We start from the raw sequence: 20,102 nt of genomic DNA on the forward strand, positions 1-20,102 counted from the left end.
GGTCCGAGGGGTCCGGGATGCTCAGATGAACTCGCCCAGCGCCTTGAGCAGCGCACCCTTGGTCTTGGCGCCCTGCAGCACCTTCACCACCTGGCCGCCCTGCCAGACCTGGAGGGTCGGCAGCGAGAGGATGCCCTGTTCGGTGGGCACACGGGTATTGGCATTGGTGTCCATCGTGACGAAGTCCATCCGGTCACCGACCTCATTGGCCAGCTCGGCCACGATCGGCGACAGCTGCTTGCACGGCGAGCACCAGTCGGCCCAGTAGTCCACCAGGACCGGCTTGCTGTTCTTGACGACCTCGGCATCGAAGCTCTGGTCGGTGACTTCCTTGACTGCGCCCATGGGCATCTCCTTCAGGTGGTCATTCCCACGACGGGCCCTTGGTGCCAGCCGGGGATCGGTGGGGTCAGGCCTGGACGTTCTCGTCGGCCAGGTCGGCCAGGAAACGCTCGGCGTCCAGGGCGGCCTTGCAGCCGGAGCCGGCCGCGGTGATGGCCTGGCGGTAGGTGTGGTCGACCAGGTCTCCGCAGGCGAAGACGCCCGACAGGTTGGTCCTGGTGCCATTGGGCTCCACCAGGACGTAGCCGGCCGCGTCGAGCTCGACCTGGTCGACCATCAGCTCCGAGCGGGGGTCGTGGCCGATGGCGACGAACAGGCCGTTGACGGGCAGTTCCTTGGTCTCGCCGGTCACGTTGTTCTTCAACGTGACCGTCTCCAGCGCCTTGTCGCCGCCCATCGAGACGACCTCGGAATTCCACTCGATGGTGATCTTCGGGTCATTCATCGCGCGGGCGGCCATGATCTTGCTGGCGCGCAGCTCGTCGCGGCGCACCACCATCGTCACGCTCGATCCGAAGCGGCTCAGGAAGGTGGCCTCCTCGACGGCGGAGTCGCCGCCGCCGACGACCACGATCGGCTTGTCCTTGAAGAAGAAGCCGTCGCAGGTGGCGCACCAGCTGACGCCGCGGCCGGAGAACTTGTCCTCGTCCTCGAGTCCCAGGCGGCGGTAGCCGGAACCGGTGGCCAGGATGACGGCCCTGGCGCGGTAGGTGCGGCCCTCGGAGTCCTTGACGACCTTGATCGGGCCGGTGAGGTCCAGCTCGACGGCGTCATCGGTGACCAGCTCGGCGCCGAAACGCTCGGCCTGGGCCCGCATGTTGTTCATCAGCTCGGGGCCCATCACGCCCTCGGTGTAACCGGGGTAGTTCTCCACCTCGGTGGTGTTCATCAGGGCACCCCCGGCGGAAAAGGCGCCCTCGATGACCAGGGGCTTGAGGTCGGCGCGCGCGGTGTAGATGGCGGCGGTGTACCCGGCAGGACCGGACCCGACGATGACCACGTCGCGCACCTCGCCGTCGCCCTCCTGGGTGGTGGTGGGCGTCGCCTCGGGGGTGGTGTCATCCAGCGTGATGTCACCCAGTGTGATCATGCTCATGTCGTCCTCTCGCGTGATGCGGCATGCCGCCCACGATCCTAGTCAGGAGCCGGCCAACGGTGGCGGCCGCAGCCGGTGCTACTCGAGCAGTGCAACCTCCGGGCCGGGCAGGCTATTCCCCAGCAGCGAACACGGCCGCCAGGATCCGGGTCGCTGGCTGCAGCGGGCCCTCGGGTGGGGCAGCATGGGAGCTCCCACCGCAAGGAGCCCCATGTCCAAGCACGACGATTCCAAGACCAAGGATTCTGGGAACAAGGATTCCCGCCACGACCACCTCGGGGCCGACACCTCGTCGGCCGGCGGTCGGCGTCCTCACGTGTTGTTCGTGTGCCAGTCCAATGGTGGCAAGAGCCAGATCGCTGCCGCACTGCTGCGCTGGCGGGCAGGTGAGCGCGTCGAGGTGACCAGTGCGGGCACCCGACCCGCCGACGGACTCGACGAGCGGGCGCGGCGCTCGGTGGAGGCCATCGGGGCGAGCTTCGACGGCGAGGAGCCAAGGAAACTCACCAAGCAGATGCTGCGCCAGGCCGACCGTGTGGTGGTGCTGGGCAGCAATGCGGTGGTCGAGCCAGTCTCGGACATGACCGCCCCCATCGAACGATGGGTGCTCGACGAGCCCTCCGAGCGCGGCATCCAGGGCTCCGACCGGATGGACCTGGTGCGCGACGAGATCGACGCCCACGTCGCCCAGCTGCTGGCCGAGGTCGACGGCAAGCACTGACTCGTTCGAGTCTGCCAATCCTGGGGTCCGGTCGATCCCGGGTTTGGCCGATCCCGGGTCTGGCCGCGGCGAGAACCAGGTGACTGGCCACCTCGTCCGGTGTGGCAGCTCGGGATTCGCCAGTGCCCCCACGGCTGTCAGGTCACCGGCCGAGGACACCGGGTGTTCGCACCGTTGCACGTGAAAGGCCGGCGGCTCCTGCCCGTCTGCGCCCAGGGCAACGGCTCAGGACCGCTCCACCAGCGCCCTGGCCGTGGCCTCGTCCAGTACGACGTCGGTCGCTACCCCGGCTCGCAGCGCCCCGAGCAGCGGTGCCACCTTGGCAGTGCCGGCCACGATGCAGATGCGTCGCGGGATGCGTCGCAATTGGTTCGGGGGGATCCCGGAGGCGCGGGCATTGAGCGGGATGTCGGCCCAGGTGCCGTCCTCGCGCAGGAAGACCGTGTTGACATCGCCGACCACCTTGTGCTCGTCCAGTTGCTGCATGTCGTCGGAGTCCAGGTAGCCGTTGGCGTAGACGTGCGAGGGCAGCTCCGCGGCCAGGCCGCCGACCCCGAACAGGGCCAGGCCAATCTGCTGGTGGAGGGCCAGCACCCGACGCACGCTGCGCTCGCGCCACATCGCCTGTTTGGTCTCGGCATGGTCGAAGAAGGCGGGGACGGGGAAGGGCACCACCTGTGAGCCGAAGGCCTTGGCGAAGCACTGGTTGATGGCCTCCACGTGGGGCATGCCGGAACCCGTGGCGCTCGCCGCACCATTCATCTGCACCACCGTGGTGTCCTGCACGAGCCGGGGCTGCAGGTACTGCACCACGCTGGCCAGCGTGGTGCCCCAGGCGGTGCCGACCACCATCGAGTCGGTGATTGCCTCGCTCACCAGTTGCCCCGCCGCGCGGGCCACGCGATCAAGCCGGTGGACGTCGGAGGAGCCGTCCCGCACCGGAACGACGTGCGCCCGCACGCCGAAGCGTCGTCCCAACTGGTCGGCCAGGGAACTGCGCGGCCCGGCGGGGTCCGTGAGCGTGATCTGCACCACCCCCGTCTCCCGCGCCTGTTTGAGCAACCGCGAGACGGTACTGCGCGAGATCCTCAACTGCCGCGCGATGGCGTCCATGGTCTCGCCCTGCACGTAGTACAGCGAGGCGGCCAGGAAGACCTCGTCCGCGCGCTCGTTCATGTGTCCAGAGTATTGCTGAACATTGGTGCAGTGAACTCCATCATCGGTGCACGGTGTGGTGGAATGTCATCGCACCGGGCCACACCCCCGCACCGGACACGTGGACGACACGGATGTCGCCCACGCAATACGTGAACCGCATCGTCGGACGGACACATCGAGGTGTCCGCCCAAGAAAGGCACCACCATGGTTCTCCTGGAAGCGTCCACAGTGTCGCTGCCGGTCATCTTCGGATCCGAGTTCATCGGCACCGCCATCCTCATCCTGCTGGGCGTCGGCGTCGTGGCCAACAACCTGCTCGGCAGGAGCAAGGGCTTCGGCGGCGGAGCCCTGCACATCAACTTCGGCTGGGGCCTGGGCGTCTTCATGGGCGTCTACGCCGCCTACAAGACCGGCGGACACCTCAACCCCGCCGTCACCCTCGGTCTCGCCGCGGCCGGCAAGGCCGAACTTGCCCCCGGCGTGCCCACCAACGCCACCAACATCGCCGTCTACCTCGTCGCCCAGATGCTGGGCGCCATGGTCGGTGCGGGCCTGGCCTGGGCTGCCTACAAGCAGCACTACGACGATCCCGGCGCCGAGCCCGCAGCCAAGCTGGGCACCTTTGCCACCGGACCCGAGATCCGCAACCCCTTCTGGAACTGCCTCACCGAGGCCATCGCCACCTTCGTGCTGATCTTCTGGGTGCTCACCTCCGGCTACACCCAGGGCGTCACCGTCGGACCGCTGGCCGTCGCGCTCGTGATCGTCGGCATCGGCGCCTCCCTGGGCGGCCCGACCGGTTATGCCATCAACCCGGTGCGCGACCTCGGACCGCGCATCATGCACGCCGTCCTGCCGATCAAGGGCAAGGGCGGATCGGACTGGGGCTACGCCTGGGTGCCGGTCGTCGGGCCCCTGGTCGGGGCCATGGTGGCAGCCGGTGTCTACCGGATCTTCTGGAGCTGACCCCACCCACCGCACCACCCCGTTGACTCCGCAGTACCCAAGGAAGGGAACAAGGACATGAGCAAGGACTACATCCTGGCGATCGACCAGGGCACCACCAGCAGCCGCGCGATCATCTTCGACCATGCCGGCGACATCGTCTCGGTCGGCCAGGAGGAGCACGAGCAGATCTTCCCGCGCGCCGGGTGGGTCGAGCACGACCCCGAGGAGATCTGGACCAATGTGCGCGAGGTCGTCGCCAGCGCCCTGAGCAAGGCCAGCATGAACCGCCACCGCATCGCCGCGGTCGGCATCACCAACCAGCGCGAGACCACCGTGGTGTGGAACAAGGAGACCGGCAAGCCGGTCCACAATGCCATCGTCTGGCAGGACACCCGCACCCAGAAGATCTGCAAGGAGCTCGCCCAGGGCGACGACGACCGCTACAAGGACCGCGTCGGCCTGCCGCTGGCCACCTACTTCTGCGGCCCCAAGGTGAAGTGGATCCTCGACAACGTCGACGGAGCCCGTGAGGATGCCGAGGCCGGCAAGCTGCTGATGGGCACCATGGACAGTTGGGTGCTGTGGAACATGACCGGCGGCATCGACGGCGGCGTCCACGTCACCGACGTCACCAATGCCTCTCGCACCATGCTGATGGACCTCAAGAGCCTCAGCTGGGACGAGGAGATCGCCGCCGAAATGACGATCCCGATGAGCATGCTGCCCGAGATCAGGAGCTCCGCCGAGGTATACGGCTTCGGACGCAAGGAAGGGATGCTGATGGACATCCCCATCGCCGGCATCCTCGGCGACCAGCAGGCCGCCACCTTCGGCCAGGCCTGCTTCGAGAAGGGCATGGCCAAGAACACCTACGGCACCGGCTGCTTCATGCTGATGAACACCGGCGAGGAGCCGGTGCCCAGCAAGAATGGCCTGCTCACCACCGTGGCCTACAAGATCGGTGACCAGAAGCCGGTCTACGCCCTCGAGGGCTCCATCGCCGTGGCCGGATCGCTGGTGCAGTGGCTGCGCGACAACCTCAAGATGTTCGACTCGGCCCCCGAGATCGAGAAGCTGGCGGCCAGCGTCGAGGACAACGGCGGCGCCTACTTCGTGCCCGCCTTCAGCGGACTCTTCGCCCCCTACTGGCGCTCCGATGCCCGTGGCGCGCTGGTGGGCCTGACCCGTTACGTCAACCGCGGCCACATCGCCCGCGCCGTGCTCGAGTCCACCGCCTACCAGACACGCGAGGTCCTGGAGGCCATGGAGACCGATTCCGGCGTGAAGCTGGCCGAGCTCAGGGTGGACGGCGGCATGACCGCCAACGAGACCCTGATGCAGTTCCAGGCCGACCAGGTGAGAGTGTCCGTCGTGCGGCCGAAGGTGGCCGAGACCACCGCGCTGGGCGCCGCCTACGCCGCCGGCATCGCCACCGGCTTCTGGGAGGGCGAGCAGGACGTCATCGACAACTGGAGCGAGGACAAGCGCTGGGAGCCCGGCTGCGAGCAGGACGAGCGCGAGCGCCTCTTCCGCAACTGGAAGAAGGCCGTCACCAAGACCTTCGACTGGGTGGACGACGACGTCAAGGAGTGAGTGCAGGACTGCCCGAACCGGGCTGCACGGACGGTGCCGCGGGATTCCCGCGGCACCGTCCGTCTTCGGGGACAATGCCGCGACACCGACGGAAGCTGGAGCTTTGGTGGCCTGGTCGCCCAGTCGTCACAGCGCACGCTCAGGACTGGCAGGAAGCGCCGTGGCCATGCCGCACAAGGCGATTGCGGCCCTCCAAGGTGCCCTGCCTGCTGCCGTCCTGCTGATGCAGGGCCACGTCCAGAGCAGAAATATGACGGAGTGCCTACCTGATGTGGTGCAGAATTGCGCATGCCCTTCATCAGGGCACAGACTCCATTGTTCAGGGGGACAACGAAATGGCAAAGGACGTGCGCGAGCGCATGGTGGCGGGGGCCACCAAACTGCTCGCATCCAAGGGACTGCAGGCAACATCCTTCAGCGAGGTCATCGAGCTGACGGACACGCCTCGTGGGTCCATCTACCACCACTTCCCAGGGGGCAAGGACGAGCTGGTGCTTGCCGCCCTGGAACACTCACAGCAGTTGATGCTCGACGAGCTCGGTCGCGCCCACGGGACCAGCGCCGAACAGGTGCTCGAGACCGTGGTGGCAGTGTGGCGCCAGCTGCTCGCCCAGACCGAGGTGAGCACCGGCTGCCCGGCGACCGCAGTCACCGTGGCCACCGACTCCGACGAGCTCCTGCAGGCCGCCTCGGGCGTCTTCACCAGCTGGTTCGAGCGCCTGTCCGAGCTCTTCGAGAAGGGCGGCCTGGACGCCATCACCGCCAAGAGCTTCGCCAGCATCGTGCTGGCCACCGTCGAGGGTGCCGTCGTGCTGGCCCGCGCCGAGCGCAGCCTGCAGGCCTATGACCGCAGTGTCGCCCTGCTCGGCCGCCTGCTGGCCACCCTGCGCTGACCTACCTGCGCGGACAACCGGACACCCGGATGCGGTCGAGCCCGGCCCCAGGGGCCGGGCTCGACCGCATCCGTCGCCAGTGGTGCCCAGGCCGGCGGTGCTCAGGAGAGCACCTCCACCTCCGCAACGGCACCGCGGTAACGATTGTTGCCCACGCTGGGGAGGCTGGTGAGGTAGACCATCACGAACCGGCTCTGCACCGCCTGCTCGGGACGGAGCTCAACGGTGGTGCCCGCCTTCGGATTGGAGGCCACCCGCGACCAGCGGTCGATGCCCGCCATCGGGGCCGTCGGGGCCGACGGGTCGGCCGGCACCCGCAACTCCACGCCCGTGGGCTGGCCCTGCAGCGTCACCTTCACGCCGCTCACGTCACGGCGCTCACCCAGGTCGAGCACCAGCCCCACGCCCGGCTTCAGGCGCCCCATCTGGGCGCTGTTGAGGTAGACCAACGTCTGCCAGGCGGTCGCCGGATCGCCGTCGTGGGCCCGGGCCAGCTGTCCCGGGTTCTCCTCGCCATTGCCGCCGTCGGCGGTCGGGTCGAAATCCTCCACCGCGACGATCTCGACCGCCTCCGGCTGCTTGCCAGCAGCCCGGCCGTCGCCATCCGAACCACCCAGCACCAGCCGCAGCAGGCCGCCCAGGATCGCCAGCACCACCAGTGCCACCAGAACCCAACGCCAGCGCCACTGCTGCGGACGATGGGAGTGCATCCGCTGGGTGACCGCTACCGCCGCCTTGCCTTCGGGGACCTTGCCTTCGGAGACCTTGCCGCTCGCGCTCCTGCCGCCCGAGCCCTGGTCGTTCGAGCTCTTGTCGTTCGTGTCCTTGTCGTTCGTGTCCTTGTCGTTCGGGGCGGGCGTGCTCGGGGCCGGCGTGCTCGGGGTCGAAGGACTCGAAGGCGTGCGGTTCTCGTCCCGGGACAGCGGACCGGCCGAGCTCCACGCGGCGACCGGCGCAGCAGCCTCCGCACCGACCGCCGGGGACAGCACCGTCGCACCGTCATCGTGGCCAACAGCCGCCATTCCCACGGCGGTCTCGGCCAGCGGACCGGTGTCCTCCTCCGCCTGGGGCGCCACCGGATAGCGCATCCGCCGCTCCAGGTCTGCGGCCGCATCCGCGCTGCCCAGCACCTGGGTCAGCGCCTTGGCCAGCTGGTTCGCGGTGCGCAGCGGCATCTGCTGACGACGCGGTTGGGCGGACAGCACCTGGTCACAGATCTCGTCGAGGGCAGGAGACACCCCCGCACGCACCTGGCGCGGAGTCAACCAGCCATGCTCATCGGTGGGGGCCGGCAGCAGCCCCCAGGTGCGCACCGGATGGCCGTCCTCGCCCACATCCCCGGCCACGGGCCAGCGTGCCACCAGGCTGGCATAGAGCACCTGGCCGATGGCGGTGACATCGCCCTGCTCCAGCTCGGACCAGGCCAGGGTCTCGTCGCCCGGCTGCGGGTACATCGCGGCCTCGATCAGCAAGCCGACGATCTTCACATTGCCCGTGGCGGTGATGATCACGGTGTCCGGGTTGATTCGCTGGTGGAACAGGCCCTCGGCGTGCATCGACTGCATCGCGTCGGCCAGCTCGCGCGCCACCCACGCCGCCTCCAACGCACTCAACGGGCCCTGGCGCAGCAGCCTCTCCAGCGACTCACCGGGCGCGAACTCGCAGACCACCAGCGACGGATCGGCCGTCTGCTCACCCACCACCGCGTCCAGTACCCGCAGGAAGCGCGAGTCGGTGGCGAAAGCCGCCTTGCGGGCCGACTCCAGCACCCGCGAGGTGCGGGGATCGTCGTGGGCCAGCACGTGCACCAGCACTGAACGGGAGAGCTTCTGGTCGAAGGCACGCCAGGTCAGGGTGCCGCCACGCTGCGCGAGCTGCTGCTCCAGACGGTAGCGGCCGGCATGGACCTGCCCCGCCTGCACCACGGGTGATGCGGCCGGCACCTGCCCAACCTGCGCCGGCTCGTTGGTGGCCATCACCGGCTGCAGCGTCTGCGTCAGCTCGTCCTCACCGTCACTCATCACGTCCCCGTCCTGTGCTGTGCCACGGCCCAGCCTCACCTGGCCCCCGTGACGTTAGCCGATTCACGCCGTTCCCGTTGTACCTGTCTGATCCGCACGGCCGTCCCCGCCAGGAAGACGACACCGGAACAGATGATGATCAGCCACCCGACGCGCCCCGCCTGGGTGGCGGTCACCGTCAGGTTGCGCGGTGGCCCCACCGGCGTGCCCTGCGGTGTGACCAGCTGCGCCTGGACCCCCACCGGCCCGTTCGCGCGCGCATCGACGACCATCTTGACCGTCGTCCGCTCGCCGGGCCCCACCGAGTGCACCGCACTGTCGCGCACCTGGATGCGCTGCGGGTTCTCACTGGTGAAGACCACCTTGGCGTGCACCGTCTCGTCCAGGCCATTGCTGATGGTCACCGGCACCTGCTGCTCCGGGCCACTGGTGACGAAGTCCTCCACCACGTGCAACCGCACCGGCGCACCCGAGAGCACCTGGGTCTGCTCCTCGCGGACCCGCGCCAGCCAGGACAGCGCCTGGCCACGGTGGCGTCCCCACTCGCTGCTCAATGCCTGACCCAGGACCTGGTGGCCCAGCCTGTGGGGGTCCTCGCCCTGCCTGGCCGTCAGTTCGCCGCGGGCCGCCAGCTCGCCCTCAGCCGCGTCGAGCGCCGCCATCCAGGCCTGGTCGTTGACCCGTGAGGGGGCCTTGGCCAGCGCCAGCTTCGGAGCCTGATCTGCCGAGGAGAGCAGGCTGGTGACCGGTGTCCGGGTGCGCCAGGGGGCCGCGGTCGTCTCGGCGCTGGCCTGCTCGGTGGTGGTCACCAGCGAGACCACCGGTTCCCGGGCCAGGAACTGCTGCGCCTGCAGGCCGGCCGCCACCTGGTCGGGTGTCGTCGACGGTTCAGGACCGGGCGCTCCGTTGAACAGGTCGGTGCGCACCCGCACCACGGTGGCGGGGCCGTCGGCGGTCAGCTTCTGCACCGCGGCCGTCGAGGCGGTGTCGGAGACCAGCACCAGGGATGGGGACAAGTTTCGCGCCGCCACCAGCGAGGCCTCGTCCAGCAGGCCACCGGCAGGAGCCAGGGCCAGCGGCCGGCCAGCCAGCAGGTGGCCATCGGGCAGGGGGGCGGCCGCGTCGGCCACCACCCGGGCGTGCCCACTGCCCGCAGCAAGCGCCAGGTCGGGGGTGCCGGCGGGAAGTCGCCACGTCTGTCCCTTCGCGACACGCGCCTCCACGCGGGCCAGGAAGTCCTTGGCAAGACGGCTTCCGGCGGTCGTCGAGGCCTGGGGCGTCGACCCCTTGGCAGCGCGCACCTGGTAGCCAGCGGCCATCGCCTGCAGGGAATCAACCAGGGTTGGATCCACCAGCAGGGCAGTGCCGGGCTGCTCGGCCAGAGTCATCAGGTCGGCCAGGCGCCCCTGCAGCTCCCCGGCCAGGTGGTCGTCGACGAAGACCTTCTCTCCCACCCGCGAAGGACGGCTGGACAGCTGGACCACTGCGGTGCTGGGGGCATGACGCACCGCACCGTCGTCGGGCGTGCGCACGAAGAAGGTGCGCGCTCGGCCCAAGGTCTGGTTCTCCTGCCCCAGTGGGATGCCGCGGACGTGCACCCCCACCAGATGGACGCCAGGCGCATCAAGTCCCAATGAGTCCTCACCGGTGATTGCCGCTTCAACCGTGAAGGGGGCGCTCTGGCCCGGATCGAGAGTCAGCCTCCCCCCTGGAAAGGACTGGCTGATCTGGCTGCCCACGTCGGTGATGGTGAACACATTGCCGAGCTCGGGCGAGAGCAGCCGGGCACCGAGGGGCTGTTCGGGCGGGCTCCGGCGAGCTGCCTCCAGGCCCTCAGAGGTGGTGATCGCGGCCGAATCGCTCCACACATGCGCCTGGACCTCGCGCAGCGAGACCCCGCCGGTGTTCTTCACGGTGCCCACCATGCGCAGTCTCTGGCCAGCGGAGCCACTGACCGGTGCGGCATGCTCGATGCGCACCGTCACGGCCTGCTCGGCGGCGGGCGCCGCATGGGCAGGCGGAACCAAGGACAGGCCTCCCGACGGGACCAACAGCGGGCCAAGGGCCAACAGCACCACCGCGAGGACCGCCCCCAGGACGTACGGCAGCCTGCCCATGGCGGTGCCTGACGTTGGGGAAGTCACCGCTCAAGCCTAGTTGGCCCCGGTCTGTCGCTGCTGCCACCACGCGCGCAGCTCCTGCTCCGCACGCTCGGGTCCGAGCTGGCCCTGGTCGATGCGCTTCTCGAGCAGGAACTTGTAGGCCTCGCCCACCTCGCGGCCCGGCCGCAGCCCGAGGATCTGCATGATCTGGTCCCCGTTGAGGTCCGGGCGCATCGAGTCGAGCTCCTCCCGCTCGGCCAGCACCTCGATGCGTCGTTCCAGGTCGTCATAGGCGGCACGCAGCCGGGCCGCCCGTCGTTGGTTGCGGGTGGTGCAGTCGCTGCGAGTCAGGATGTGCAGCCGCTCAAGCTGGTCCCCCGCGTCGCGCACATACCGTCGCACCGCCGAATCGGTCCAGGACCCGTCGCCATAGCCGTGGAAGCGCAGGTGCTGCTCCACCAGCTGGCTGACGGCCTTGGTCTGGTCGGTGGGGAAGCGCAACGCCCGCATCCGCTTGCGGGCGAGCTTGGCCCCCACCAGGTCGTGGTGGTGGAAGCTCACCGAGCCGTCGTCCTCGAAGACGCGGGTCGCGGGCTTGCCGATGTCGTGCAGCAACGCAGCCAGCCGCAGCACCAGGTCGGGCTGGTGGCCGCGGGACTTCTCCAGCGCGATGGCCTGGTCGAGCACCACCAGCGAGTGCACGTAGACGTCCTTGTGGCGGTTGTGCTCGTCCTGGGTCTGGCGCAGCGCCGACAGCTCCGGCAGCACCCGGTCGGCCAGGCCGGTGGTCACCAGCAGGTTCAGCCCCGGCCGCGGATGGTCGGTGAGCAGCAGCTTGGACAGCTCGTCGCGTACCCGCTCGGCGCTGATGATGCCGATCCGATCGGCCATCTCGGTCATCGCCCGCTGCACGTCAGGGGCAACGGTGAACTGCAGCTGGCTGGCGAAGCGGGCAGCCCGCATCATCCGCAGCGGGTCGTCGGAGAAGGACCGCTCGGCGGTGAAGGGGGTGCGCAGCACGCAGGCCGCCAGGTCGGCCAGGCCCCCGTAAGGGTCCACGAAACGCTGGTTCACCACGTCATGGGCCATCGCGTTGACCGTGAAGTCACGACGCACCAGGTCGCCGGCGATGTCGTCGCCGAAGTTCACCTCCGGCTTGCGGGAGTCCGAGCGGTAGATGTCGGCGCGGAAGGTGGTGATCTCGATCTGCCAGGTGGTGCCGGCCGACTTCTTCTGCGCGCCGATGGTGCCGAAGTCCTTGCCGATGTCCCAGACGGCCTTCGTCCAGCCGCGCAGCAGCTTCTCGATCTCGTCGGGACGGGCGCTGGTGGTGAAGTCCAGGTCGTGCTGCAGCACGCCCAGCAGGGCATCACGCACCGGCCCGCCCACCAGGTAGAGCTCGTGCCCGGCGTCCGCGAAGAGCTCACCCAACTCGCCCACGACGGGGGTGCTCGCCAGCAGCTGGGCGACCTTGTCGGTCTGCTGGCTGGTCAGTGCGGGGCTGGTCTGTTCGTTCTGGGGCACCGCAGGAGTCTAACGGTCGGTGGCGAGGGGCTCAGGCAGCGACGGCCTTGCGTCCCGTGAGCGTCCGCACCGCGGCCAGGCCCAGGATCGCGACGGCCAGCACCCAACCCAGGATGTGGGCCCACAACGGGTCGGCGATGAAGACCAGCACCATGGCGGCCAGCACCGGCGCCAGCTCGCGCAAGCTCCACACGATGTAGCCGCCGAAGCTGGGCATCTCCCGTCCGGCCTCCTCGGCCACCGAGCGCACCATGAAGTTGGGACCGTTGCCGATGTAGGTCATCGCACCGCAGGTCACCGCACCCAGGCTGATGGCCACCAGGTAGAGCTCGGGCACGCCGGCCACGCGCGGGTCACCCGGCAGCTTGCTGGCCAGCTCGAAGAAGGTGGCATAGGTGGGGGCGTTGTCGAGCACCGCGCTCAGGCCGCCCGAGAACAGGTAGAAGGTGATCTCGTTCAGCGGCAGCTTCGGCGCGAGCGAACCCAGGTACTGCAGGGCCGTGATCATCGTCGCGAAGATGCCCAGGAAGAGCGCCGCCACCTCCAGGATGGGGGCCCAGCTGAACTCGTTGAGCTTCATACGCACCTCGCGGCTGCCGGCGAACCAGCTGATGGCCGACAGCGCGATCATCGCGATCTCGCGCCAGGGCGTCGACAGGAAGGCGACCGAGGCAACCACGCCGGCCAGCAGGATCAGCTGCCAGGCCCCGTACAGCTTCAGCGGGACGACCTCGGTGCGGTCGCGCTCCAGGTGGGCCTTGTCCTCGCGGGCATAGAACATGTGGTCCATGCCGTGGTGGGCGGCCAGCAGCAGCACGTTGATGAACAGCCACTCCGGGAACAGGTTGAAGGTCCACGTGAAGGGCACGCCGCGCAGCATTCCCAGGAACAGCGGCGGATCACCCAGCGGGGTCAGCAGACCGCCACAGTTGGCCACGACGAAGATCGCGAAGACGATCGTGTGCATCGCGTACTTGCGTTCCTTGTTGGTGTTCAGCAGCGGACGGATCAGCAGCATCGCCGCACCGGTGGTGCCGATGAAACTGGCCAGGACGGCGCCGATGGCCAGGAAGATCGTGTTGTTGCGCGGCGTGGCACGGATGTCACCGGCCAGGTGGATCCCGCCGGAGATCACGAAGAGCGACCCGAGCAGGCAGATGAAGCTGACGTACTCCTCCACCGCGTGCACCACCAGGTGGGGGTGGCCCGACAGCCAGACCCAGGCGACGACCGGCAGGCCGAGCAGCATGGCCACGCCCAGCTGCGTCCGCGGCTTCTCCCAGTGGTGCGCCAGCGAGGGCACCAGCGGGGCGATGGCGATGCACAAGAGCATCGTCGCGAAGGGAAGGACTGACCACCATGGCACCTGCATGGGGGTCATCTTGGCAGGTGTGTGCGATGTCGTGCGCCATCGGGGGTGCTGGCGTGTGGATCAGGCGGAGCTGCGCGTGGCGCCGATCGAGGCACTGATGACGCAGGCCATCGCCACCAGGTCGGTGCCGCTGAGCCGCTCACCCAACAGGATCAGCGCAGCCAGCGCCGCCACCGCCGGCTCCAGGCTCATGAGGATTCCGAAGACCCGGGTGGGCAACTTCTTGAGGGCCACTATCTCAAGGCTGTAAGGGATCGCCGTTGACAACAGGCCCACTCCCAGGCCCACCAGCAGCACCGGTACCGCCCACAGGGAGGCCCCACTGCTGTGCAGGGCCGGCGCCGTCACCACCGCCGCCCCGATCAGGCAGGAGAGCAGGAGGGCGTCGATGGCGCTCCAGCTCTCACCGACCTTTGCGGCCGTGAGGATGTAGCCACCCCAACAGGCGGCCGCCAGCAGGGCGAAGGCCACCCCCAGCGGGTCGAGCGGGGTGGGAGTGATGCCGAGCAGGGCCACGCCGGCCAGTGCCAGCACCGGCCACAGCAGGTCGCGGGCATGGCGGGAGCCGAGCACGCCCACGGTGAGTGGGCCCAGGAATTCCAGGGTGACCGCGATGCCGACGGGTAGCCGGGCCAAGGCCTGGTAGACCGCGGCATTCATGCCCACCAGGCAGACGGCATAGGCCAGCAGTGGCATCCACTGATGGGCTTGCGCCGGCGTGGCGCTTGGATGGCGGCGTCGGTGTGCCCGCGTGGCGGCAGTGGCCAGCAACAGCACCAGGCTCGCCCCGACCAGACGCAGCCACAGCATTCCGAGCGGGCCGACCACGGGGAAGGTCTGCTTCGCGACGGTCGCCCCCACCTGCACCGACGCGCTCGACAGCAGCACCAGCACGATGGCGGCGCCGCTGGGGCGGGTCACGGGTTCAGGCACCAGGCCAGCCTTTCATGCAGCGCCGGGAAGCCCCAGCCCTGCTGAAAATGCCCCTCAAACGGCCATCGAGGGAATTTGAACGTGTCGGGTGCCGTATGTGTGGCAATTTCTGCGCGCCTGATGGGTCGGCACCTCACAGGTCAGTGTCCGAGGGCTTGGTCCAGGGCCTCACGGATGGCCCGCTCGTCGGCCCCGAGTTGCCGGGCGCGGGCCACAAAGGTCTTCGTCAGCGTCGTCAGTGCCGATCCCGGGTCCACTTGGAGGCGCCCGATCACTGTCGTGCCTGCACGACGGGCCGTCGAGACGAACCCGGCGGCCTCCAGCTCCTTGTAGGCCCGCGCCACCGTGCCGGGCGCCACCCCCAGGTCTCCGGCCAACTGGCGCACCGGCGGCAGCTTCGATCCGTGCACCAGGCTCCCCGTGGTGATGGCGTGGGCGATCTGGCGTCGCAGCTGCTCGAAGGGTGGGGTCGGGTCGTGCTCATCCAGGGCGATGGGCAGGGTCACAGGACCGACCCCATCGCCGTGGCTCCCGACGCGGGAGTGGACCTCACGGGCATCCCCCGTCCTGGCACCAGGAGCACCGAGATGGCCCAGGTGCAGGCCAGCAAGGCGCACAAGGCGGAGACCACCAGCGCGAGGGCGAGCCAGGGGAAGGGTTCCAGCACCATCATCGCGGCCAGCAGGGAACAGGCGAGCAGGCTTCCGGCGACTCCGAGCAGGGCCGCGGCCGTCATGGCCTCGGCATTGCGCATACGGGCCTGGTCGTCGATCGCCACCACGACCGGGTCGGCACCATTGCGCGGCCGCCGCAGGACCAGGCCCAGCCCCAGGACGAGTACGAGCAGCACGCCGACCAGCACGACGGCGATCGGCATCGAGTACCAGGTGCCGGGGAAGGGCCCCTTGGTGCTGACCACCACACCCGGGTCCCCGGGACTCTGCAGCACCCGCCACTCGAAGGCGCGCCCGATGATGCCCATGCCGTCGGGACTCGTGTTCTGGTGGGCTGCACACCAGGTGAGCAGGGCGAGGAGACTGGCGCTCGTGGCCCCCAGCCCGAGGAGGAGGGCGCGGGGCAGGTAGCTGACGGGGTTGCGGGTCTCCAGCCCGGCGATGCCCGGCGTGCGGGCGCTGCGCCAGAGCCGGGCCTCCGTGGCGACGAGGGCCAGCACCAGGACCAGGGAGAACAACGACGGCGCCAACAGCACTCCACGTCCCAGCGGGAGGACCATGGCGGCAGCGATGCCCAGCACGGTTCCCGCCGCCACACCGATCCGTCGGGCAAGGATGCTGGCCCGGTCGAGGTGGGCGAGTCCCGGATGGGTGGCGGGGTCGGCCAGCAGGCGGGTGCGCCGCCGTTGGGTGAACATGCCCGTCAGGACGAAGGCGAGCGGTACGGCGACCAGTGCGATGAGGACCATGGCGGGCTCCCGGAACGACCTGATTTTGTATCAGGTGATTGATACAAGAATCCGTCGAAGGGGTTGCATGTGTCAAGGGGTTGATACAAATTCGGCGCGCGGACACTGAAATTGCAGCGCATACGGCGGCGAAGGAAATTTGAACGTGCCGGGTGCCGTATGGGCTGCATTTCTGGCGGCTCGAGCGCATGTCGGGCAGGGGGTAGGACGCACGGCAGTACGGGGCAGGTGGGACTGGGCTGAGTCGGTTGGCCTCGACTCAGGTGGGTCGGGGCGCCGCCCAGGCGGCGATGGGGCCGCGGATGCCGGCCTCGTCGAGGGCCTGCTTGGCCCGCTCGCGCAGTTCGCGCTGGACGCCCCACTGGTGGTTGGCCAGGCATTTCGCGGTCAGCCGCAGGGTCATCGCCTGGGCCGTGACCGCCTCCACGCCGAGCACCTCCGCCGGATCGACGAGGACGTCCACGAAGTCCTCGTCCTCGCTGAAGCGCGCAGCCACCTTGTCGAGCACCTCGATGGCGCGCGATGCGTTCTCACCGGGGTGGACCGGGATGTCCACCGTCGCGCTGCTCCACCCCTGCGAGACATTGCCCAAGGTGGTGATCTCGCCATTGCGCAGGTACCAGAGCATCCCGCTGGCATCGCGGACGCTGGTGACGCGAAGCCCCACGTGCTCCACGGTGCCGGTCACCTCGCCGCTGGTGATGACGTCGCCCACACCGAACTGGTCCTCGACGATCAGGAAGAGCCCGCTGAGCACGTCCTTGACCAGGCTCTGCGCGCCGAAGGCCAGGGCGACGCCGCCGACACCGGCCGAGGCCAGCAGGGGTGCCAAGTTGATCCCGAGATCGCCCAGGATCATCAGGACGGCCGTGACCGAGATCACCAGCGTCGCCGCGCTCCCGAGCACCGAGCCCATGGTCGCCGCGCGGGCGGTCTGGCGGCGCGATTCCAGGCCAGCGGCCTGGGCGATGACCTGACCGGGCCGGCCAAGCCGTTCCAGGTGCTGCAGGGTGCGCTGGGTGGACAGGGCGACGATGCGCCGGATGGCGACCTGGACGATCCAGCGGGCGAGCAGCGCCACCACGATGATGATGCCGATGGTGATGGCATCACTCGGCCAGTCGAAGGTGATCAGGGGCGTCATGGCACCCATTGTGACGGTTCGGCCCGCCGTCCCCGAAGGGCTGGCGGGCCGAACTGGTCGTTCCGGTGCCTGTCAGCGTCGGCAGGTGGGCACTCCTTGAACACCCTGCAGATGATGGGGTCGCAGGGATCTGGGGTGGATCCGAGGGGTGGGTGACGGACATGGTGAGCCTCCTCGAGACGAGGGGAGGCGTCTGCATTCTCCTTCGTGGACAGGGAATGCGTATAGCGTCAAAGCTCAAGGTGGTACTTCTTCTGGCTGATTGGCCACGGCGCGTGGGGTCACGCGCTCGAAGCGCTCCACTGCCGCTCGAATCATGGGGGAACGGGGCTTCGCGCGAGGCTGCGGCAGTGGCTGGCTGGCGAGAGTCCCGAGGTGATACTCGCCGGGGTCCGGTTCCCTCTGGACATCTTCGCGATGGCTTCGGGCTGGGGCTCGGTGTGGACCCTGGCGACCTCGGCGGTGGTCTGCGGGGGTGGTGGCCTGGCGTCGGGCTCTCGCCCGGTCCTGTGTGTGCAGACCTGGGGAACTGTGGCGCTCGTCAGCGCGATGAGGGGCACGAGCAGTTCCTGGGTGGGTTTTGCGACGCTGAACAGCAATTCTTCACTCAGCACTGGCGACAAGCACGCCACGCAACGGGTGACCCAATGGACATCAATGCTGACCATTCGTCCAGGAACTCGCTTGGTGGCCAGGCGGATTCTCTGCCCGACAAGCGTTTCTGGGTATTTGTCCAAGTGGCCGAAGGGTGATTTTCTCTCACGCGCCGGACAGGAAGGCCTTGATCACCGGGGCTGCATCCTGCGAACCCGAGCGGCCGTCGTGGACCATGGCCGAGACCGCGTACTGGCCGTTCCAGGCGATCATCCAGGCGTGCGTCCTGGGTGGCGTGGCGGTGCCGTACTCGGCGGTGCCGGTCTTGGCGCCGGTCATCTGGCCGGCCAGCACCTTGCCCGATCCGTCGCTGACCACGGCCTTCATCAGCGCCTGCAGTTGGCTGGCCTCGGCGGGGGTGAGCGTCGGTTCCTTCTGGGTGGGCTTCTTCTCGGCCACCAGCCAGGGCACCACCGTGTGGCCGGAGGCGACGGAGGCGGCCACCCCTGCCATCGCCATTGGGGAGGCCTCGACGGTGCCCTGGCCGATCATGTCGGCGGCCTTCGTCACCGGGTCCTTGGCAGTGGGCACCGCGCCGAAGAAGGAGCCGAAGCCAGCGTCGTGGTCCACGCCCATGCCCAGGCTCTGCGCGGCCTGCGCCAGGTCATCGGCGTCCAGGCGCTCGCGCTCGGCGATGAAGGCGGTGTTGCAGGAGTTCGCCAGTGCGTCGGACAGCGTGATGGTGCCGACCTTGCTGGCGGGAAAGTCGGAGTAGTTGGTGAAGACGCGCCCGTTGACGGTGACCTGCTTGGTGCAGGGGACCGGGCTGGTGGGGGTGAGCCCCTTGCGCAGCAGGGCCAAGGAGCTGGCCACCTTGAAGGTGGAGCCGGGGGCGAAGTGGCCCTGGGTGGCCACCGGCTGGCCGCCGGTGGCTGTCGAGGTGGCGGCGGCCAGCACGTCGCCGGTGCCCACCTTGACCACCACCAGTGAGGCGATGCCCTTCTGGCCGGACAGGGCCTTCTCCGCACGCTCCTGGAGGGTCCGGTCCAGACTGGTGGCCACCGGGCTCCCGGGCTTCGCCGGGCTGGTGAACAGGCGCTTGACCACGGGGGACGCGCTGGGCGACGGGCTCGCGCCGGTTTGGTCCGTGGGGCTGGTTGTGGGGCTGGGCGTGGGGCTGGAGCGTCGGACCACCTCGACGGTGTGCCCAACGGCGCCGCGCAGGCGGGCGTCGTGGCGGGCCTGCAGGCCGCTGGTGCCGACGATGTCGCCGGGCAGCACGTCCCCCTTGGCCTTGGCCACCTGCTCGGCCGAGGCCTCGCCGGCGCCGCCGAGGATGCCGACGGCGAAGCTGGCGCTGGGGGCCAGTGGCAGCTCGACGGGCAGGACGGCGACCCCGGGCATGGTCTTGGCGGCCGCGGGAACCTTGCCCTGGCGCAGGGTGATGGCCGGGACAAAGGCGCTCGGGCCGGCGCTGGAGACCCGCTTGGCGTAGGCGTCTGCGTCGATGTCGACGAGCTGGGCCAGGGTGCGGGCGGTGGTCTGGACGCTGGCCTGGGGCACCGACTTGTCGACCCCGACGCGCCAGGCGGTGGTCTGTTCCACCAGGGCCTGGCCATCCGCGCCGGTGATGGCGGCGCGGGTGGGCACGTCGCGCGTGTGGCGCAGTCGGGTGCTGGCGTCGAGGTCGGGCTGGACCACCTGGGGTTCCCAGCGCACCCGCCACTGCTGGCCGGCGAGTTCGAGGGTGGCGGTGCTGGTCCAGTCCCAGGTCTGGCTGCCCAGCGGAAGCCGGTGGGCCAGTTGTGCCGTCGCGGTTCCTGCCTTGTGGTCATAGCTGACCTGGCCTGGCGTGACGGTGGGGCGCAATCCGTCCATGCCGCCGACGAGCACGTCGAGCTCCTTCTGGGCGGCGCTGGCGGGGACCGACAGCGGGACGGCGGACAGGTCGTGGCTGCTCAGCCCCTTGGCCAGGGCGGTGAGGCTGGCGTCGGCGGCGGGGGCCCCGTCGGGCGGGGTGGTGGAGGAGCTGTCGGTGCAGCCGGTGAGCATGGCCAGGGCCGCGAGACCGGCCAGGGTGGACTTTGCAATCGATGCTGGGTTTCGCATGGCGCCTCCTGGGGGATTGGGCCGATCGTAACCGTCCGTCGGCGCCTCGGGGGCTTCTGGCGGCGGGTCGGGAATAGCTGGCACCCAGCTGCGGTTAAAGTAGATGAAACCTCAACTACCTGTTGGGG

General features: G+C 69.2%; 16 protein-coding genes. 4 read left to right on the forward strand and 12 right to left on the reverse strand.

The window, feature by feature from the left end; all coding sequences use genetic code 11:
* Window positions 1-21 precede the first annotated feature (21 nt).
* Together trxA and trxB are read right to left on the reverse strand one after the other, a co-directional pair.
* Window positions 22-345 (reverse strand): thioredoxin, encoded by a 324-nt coding sequence (gene trxA / locus ACYVKA_RS04375; RefSeq protein WP_394277035.1) that lies wholly within the window; start codon window positions 343-345, stop codon window positions 22-24.
* A gap of 64 nt (window positions 346-409) precedes the next feature.
* Window positions 410-1,438, reverse strand: coding sequence for a thioredoxin-disulfide reductase (trxB, locus tag ACYVKA_RS04380; RefSeq protein ID WP_460703273.1), 1,029 nt, complete (start codon window positions 1,436-1,438; stop codon window positions 410-412).
* Window positions 1,439-1,649: 211 nt separating this feature from the next.
* Here trxB and ACYVKA_RS04385 point away from each other — a divergent pair, with 211 nt between their 5' ends.
* Window positions 1,650-2,159, forward strand: coding sequence for an arsenate-mycothiol transferase ArsC (locus ACYVKA_RS04385; protein WP_460703275.1), 510 nt, complete (start codon window positions 1,650-1,652; stop codon window positions 2,157-2,159).
* Window positions 2,160-2,384: 225 nt separating this feature from the next.
* On the opposite strand, the gene ACYVKA_RS04390 is transcribed toward ACYVKA_RS04385, so the two are convergent.
* Window positions 2,385-3,335 (reverse strand): sugar-binding transcriptional regulator, encoded by a 951-nt coding sequence (locus tag ACYVKA_RS04390; RefSeq protein ID WP_460703277.1) that lies wholly within the window; start codon window positions 3,333-3,335, stop codon window positions 2,385-2,387.
* 187 nt (window positions 3,336-3,522) lie between these two features.
* Here ACYVKA_RS04390 and ACYVKA_RS04395 point away from each other — a divergent pair, with 187 nt between their 5' ends.
* The 3 genes from ACYVKA_RS04395 (at window position 3,523) to ACYVKA_RS04405 (ending at window position 6,752) form a co-directional block, all read left to right on the forward strand.
* Entirely contained in the window at window positions 3,523-4,284 is a 762-nt protein-coding gene (locus ACYVKA_RS04395) for an MIP/aquaporin family protein (protein WP_460703279.1), read from the forward strand.
* Window positions 4,285-4,341: 57 nt separating this feature from the next.
* Entirely contained in the window at window positions 4,342-5,859 is a 1,518-nt protein-coding gene (gene glpK, locus ACYVKA_RS04400) for a glycerol kinase GlpK (RefSeq protein WP_460703281.1), read from the forward strand.
* 335 nt (window positions 5,860-6,194) lie between these two features.
* The gene (locus ACYVKA_RS04405) at window positions 6,195-6,752 is read left to right on the forward strand and encodes a TetR/AcrR family transcriptional regulator (RefSeq protein WP_460703283.1); all 558 of its coding nucleotides are present in this window, start codon (window positions 6,195-6,197) and stop codon (window positions 6,750-6,752) included.
* Between the two features lie 101 nt (window positions 6,753-6,853).
* Here the strand turns inward: ACYVKA_RS04405 and ACYVKA_RS04410 are convergent, their stop codons facing one another.
* From ACYVKA_RS04410 to ACYVKA_RS04450, 9 genes are all read right to left on the reverse strand, one after another.
* Window positions 6,854-8,773: a protein kinase family protein gene (locus ACYVKA_RS04410; protein ID WP_460703285.1), complete on the reverse strand. Its 1,920-nt coding sequence runs from the start codon at window positions 8,771-8,773 to the stop codon at window positions 6,854-6,856.
* A gap of 35 nt (window positions 8,774-8,808) precedes the next feature.
* On the reverse strand, window positions 8,809-10,890 hold the full coding sequence (locus ACYVKA_RS04415; RefSeq protein WP_460703287.1) for a DUF6049 family protein: 2,082 nt from the start codon (window positions 10,888-10,890) through the stop codon (window positions 8,809-8,811).
* Window positions 10,891-10,926: 36 nt separating this feature from the next.
* Window positions 10,927-12,399 carry a CCA tRNA nucleotidyltransferase gene (locus ACYVKA_RS04420; RefSeq protein WP_460703289.1) on the reverse strand — a complete coding sequence of 491 codons (1,473 nt, stop codon included), beginning with the start codon at window positions 12,397-12,399 and terminating at the stop codon, window positions 10,927-10,929.
* 31 nt (window positions 12,400-12,430) lie between these two features.
* On the reverse strand, window positions 12,431-13,780 hold the full coding sequence (locus tag ACYVKA_RS04425; RefSeq protein ID WP_460703291.1) for a sodium:proton antiporter: 1,350 nt from the start codon (window positions 13,778-13,780) through the stop codon (window positions 12,431-12,433).
* A gap of 51 nt (window positions 13,781-13,831) precedes the next feature.
* The gene (locus tag ACYVKA_RS04430; protein WP_460703293.1) at window positions 13,832-14,704 is read right to left on the reverse strand and encodes an EamA family transporter; all 873 of its coding nucleotides are present in this window, start codon (window positions 14,702-14,704) and stop codon (window positions 13,832-13,834) included.
* 140 nt (window positions 14,705-14,844) lie between these two features.
* Window positions 14,845-15,210 (reverse strand): GntR family transcriptional regulator, encoded by a 366-nt coding sequence (locus tag ACYVKA_RS04435; protein WP_460703295.1) that lies wholly within the window; start codon window positions 15,208-15,210, stop codon window positions 14,845-14,847.
* Window positions 15,207-16,127: a hypothetical protein gene (locus tag ACYVKA_RS04440; protein WP_460703297.1), complete on the reverse strand. Its 921-nt coding sequence runs from the start codon at window positions 16,125-16,127 to the stop codon at window positions 15,207-15,209. The genes ACYVKA_RS04435 and ACYVKA_RS04440 overlap by 4 nt, the downstream gene beginning before the upstream one ends.
* A gap of 259 nt (window positions 16,128-16,386) precedes the next feature.
* Window positions 16,387-17,271 (reverse strand): mechanosensitive ion channel family protein, encoded by an 885-nt coding sequence (locus ACYVKA_RS04445; protein ID WP_460703299.1) that lies wholly within the window; start codon window positions 17,269-17,271, stop codon window positions 16,387-16,389.
* Window positions 17,272-18,030: 759 nt separating this feature from the next.
* Complete coding sequence (locus ACYVKA_RS04450) at window positions 18,031-19,974, reverse strand: penicillin-binding transpeptidase domain-containing protein (RefSeq protein WP_460703301.1); 1,944 nt, start codon at window positions 19,972-19,974, stop codon at window positions 18,031-18,033.
* Between the last annotated feature and the right edge of the window lie 128 nt (window positions 19,975-20,102).

Source organism: Luteococcus sediminum (assembly GCF_054783495.1).